Annotated in this window: 4 protein-coding genes; all 4 read left to right on the forward strand. The window is 37.7% G+C overall.

Annotated features, from left to right (window positions below):
• The coding region (locus AB685_RS31580) for an ABC transporter ATP-binding protein (RefSeq protein WP_047974122.1) at positions 1–364 on the forward strand (364 nt) is incomplete at its 5' end.
• Positions 365–405: 41 nt separating this feature from the next.
• Positions 406–1,377, forward strand: coding sequence for an ABC transporter substrate-binding protein (locus AB685_RS29225; protein WP_053074000.1), 972 nt, complete (start codon positions 406–408; stop codon positions 1,375–1,377).
• A 77-nt stretch (positions 1,378–1,454) separates the two neighbouring features.
• The gene (gene sufU / locus AB685_RS29230) at positions 1,455–1,901 is read left to right on the forward strand and encodes a Fe-S cluster assembly sulfur transfer protein SufU (RefSeq protein ID WP_047974123.1); all 447 of its coding nucleotides are present in this window, start codon (positions 1,455–1,457) and stop codon (positions 1,899–1,901) included.
• 26 nt (positions 1,902–1,927) lie between these two features.
• Complete coding sequence (locus AB685_RS29235; RefSeq protein WP_047974124.1) at positions 1,928–2,887, forward strand: GTP-binding protein; 960 nt, start codon at positions 1,928–1,930, stop codon at positions 2,885–2,887.
• The last annotated feature ends 269 nt before the right edge of the window (positions 2,888–3,156 follow it).

Genomic DNA, 3,156 nt, shown 5'->3' on the forward strand with positions numbered 1-3,156 from the left:
AGCATTTGCTCAAGACGCTTCTTTTCTTGTATTAGACGAACCAACAAATCATTTAGATATTCACCATCAGCTACATATGTTAGATGTCATTCGAGCATCAAATGTTACTGTACTTACTGCCCTACACGATTTAAATTTAGCTGCAGCTTATTGTGATAAGCTTTTTGTCATGAAAGATGGAAATCTAGTAACGAATGGAACTCCTAAACAAGTATTGACTGAAGAGCTATTACAAGACGTATTTCAAGTGAAGGCGAAGGTTCTATCACATCCAGAAACGAATAAAGTTCATCTGATGTATATTTCAGATGGGATGAGTGAGGATATTAGGTATCAAAGATTTAAACAATTCCTTCAAAAGTAAGATTGTCGAGTTTAATAGATTAATAGGAAAGAGGGAAAGTTGTGAAAAAAAAGATAAAAGTATTAGGGATTGGTCTATTTAGTATACTATTGGCTGGTTGCGCAGGGGGTAGTGAAGCACGTCAAGTAAGCGGAGAAGAAACGAATTCAAAAGAACTTGATCAAGTAGTAGAGATAGAGAACGGGGATCATACTCTTACCTTTACAGAAGTCCCGACACGCGCTATTTCACTTAATCAACATGTTACAGAAGTTATGCTTGCACTTGGGTTAGAAGAACATATGGTGGGCACAGCTTATCTTGATGATGAGGTATTACCAGAATTTAAGGAAGCGTATTATAAGRTTCCAGTGATTGCTGACCAATACCCTTCACAAGAAGTTTTCTTAGATAAAGAGCCAGACTTTGCTTATGCGGGATGGAGCAGTGCATTTCGTGAAGATAATATTGGAACTGTGGAACAATTAGCTGACTTTGGAGTTCAAGCATATTTGCACCAATCCTCTACATTAGTAGGTCCAGAAATGAATGATGTTTTTCAGGATATTCGAAATGTAGCAAAGATTTTTGACGTGGAAGAGCGTGGAGAGGAATTAATTAATTCTCTAGAGCAAGAGCTCACTAGTCTCCAAAAAGAAATCCCTGAGAGTGAAGCGAGTAAGCGTATTTTTGTCTTTGATAGTGGTGAAACCGCACCGCTTACAGTAGGCCGTAATTTTTTAAATGAAATTATAACGATGGCTGGTGCAACCAATATCTTTAAAGATCTTGATAAAAATTGGGGGGAAGTGAGTTTTGAAGAAGTGGTAGAACGTGACCCGGAAGTCATTGTCGTTATTGACTATGGTGAGACAACAGTTGAAGAAAAAATAGAGCATTTAAAACGTCACCCAGCGTTAACAGATGTCACAGCGATTAAAGAAGAAAACTTTATAGTGATGCCACTCTCTGCTGCGGCTGAGGGGGTAAGGGCGGGATCTGCACTTCAGATCTTGATAGAGGGGCTTTATTGATTAAAGAGAATGAAGTATACTATTTAAATCGTAATTATTACGATTGGTTATAAAGCTACATGAAAGGAAGTGAGCTTATGCTACAAGATCTTTACCGAAAAGTAGTGATGGACCATGCAAAATACAAACGTAATACAGGTGTTCTTGAAGGGGAAGATGTGAGGAAAATCCATTACAAAAACCCAACATGTGGAGATGTGATTACTCTATATGTAGTTATTGATGATGAGCAACTACAAGACATCTCATTCGAAGGAGAAGGCTGTAGCATCAGTATGGCTTCATCCTCTATAATGACGGAGTTAATAAAAAATAAAGATATAACGACTGTGAGTTCTCTCCGTAACGGATTTGAGCAACTGATACGAGATGGGAAACAAGCAAATGAAGAGATTGATCTTGGGGATGCTTTATCGCTTGAAGGAGTCCATAAATTGAGAGCACGACATAATTGTGCACTAATGGCATGGCAAGCCCTTGATAAAGTATTAGCTGATGTCGAGTCATATAATTGGAAAAAGTAAGTAGCAACAGGGAAGGAGTTACAATTTTGAATGCTTCAAAAGTAGAGCTGGTCATACTTAGTGGTTTTCTTGGTAGTGGAAAAAGTACATTATTAAAAAAGCTAATCGAGCATGAAAAGCAAAAAGAGCGCTCGATTGCCGTCTTAATGAATGAATTAGGACATATAAGCATTGATTCAGCTAGTGTACCTGCAAATGTTCCGTTAAAGGAAATGCTAAATGGGTGTATTTGTTGCACGATGCAGGGCGAATTAGGTGTCCAATTAAAAGAGTTAACAGAGGAGCATGATCTTGATGTGATCTTTATTGAGGCAACTGGGGCTGCTCACCCTTTAGACGTGCTAGATGCCTGCACTCATCCATTATTAGCCGATAAACTTGAGATAAAAGCAGTGATCACGGTTGTGAATGCAAAACAATGGTACGAGCAGAAACTGAGCAATATGTTGAAGAAGTTATTACAGCACCAAGTTAAATTCGCTGATATTGTATTGATTAACAAAATCGATCAAATAAACGAAAGTGGCCTAATGTCTGTTAGAGATTCAATCAAAGAAACAAATGGACAGGCGAAGATTCTTTCAACGCATTACTCAGAGATGGATTGCGCGTTATTAGATGGGGGTCTTTCAGAACAGTTGACGCAAAAAAATACGAAAGATAAAGAGACGGATATTGAACATCTACACCTTCAAACCTGTGCAATCCCGATAAAAAATTCAATTGATCGAATCAAATTAAATGAATGGTTAGAAAAAAGCAACCAATCGATTCTTAGGGCGAAAGGCTTTATTCAACTTACGGAAACCCCAGGTATCTACTTATTTAATTACTCATACGGTCATCCAACCTTTGAGAGGGTCAAACAAAGTGTAAATGTAGAACCTGTTCTAGTCTTTATTGGAGAAAATCTTGATAAAAAAGCCCTAAAGAAAGAACTTGAAGAAGTAGTGGGTGAAAAGTATTTATCAATGAAAAATCAGTAGGAACGATTCAAGTTTCTTTACTCGAGCAACAACTCTTATTTTACGAACAGCTTTGGGATAATAAGTTGGCGAAGACTAGGGGTGTGGTTGAGAACGGGGAAAAAACAGAGTAAAGTAGGTGGAGGCAAGGAAATTATTTTCCTTGCTTCTTTCTTTTGGAAACTTTCGTAGACTATAGAACGTATACTTAATAAATTCATGTTAGTAAAAGGGGAGTGAACATATGAACGAAATTATCGCAGAACTTGAGCAGATGAATCTGGCAGTCA

Source organism: Bacillus sp. LL01, from assembly GCF_001037965.1.

What these genes read in the sequence shown, in the direction of transcription:
- sufU (WP_047974123.1), top strand. Translation starts at nt 1,455, where the DNA reads ATGCTACAAGATCTTTACCGAAAAGTAGTGATGGACCATGCAAAATAC.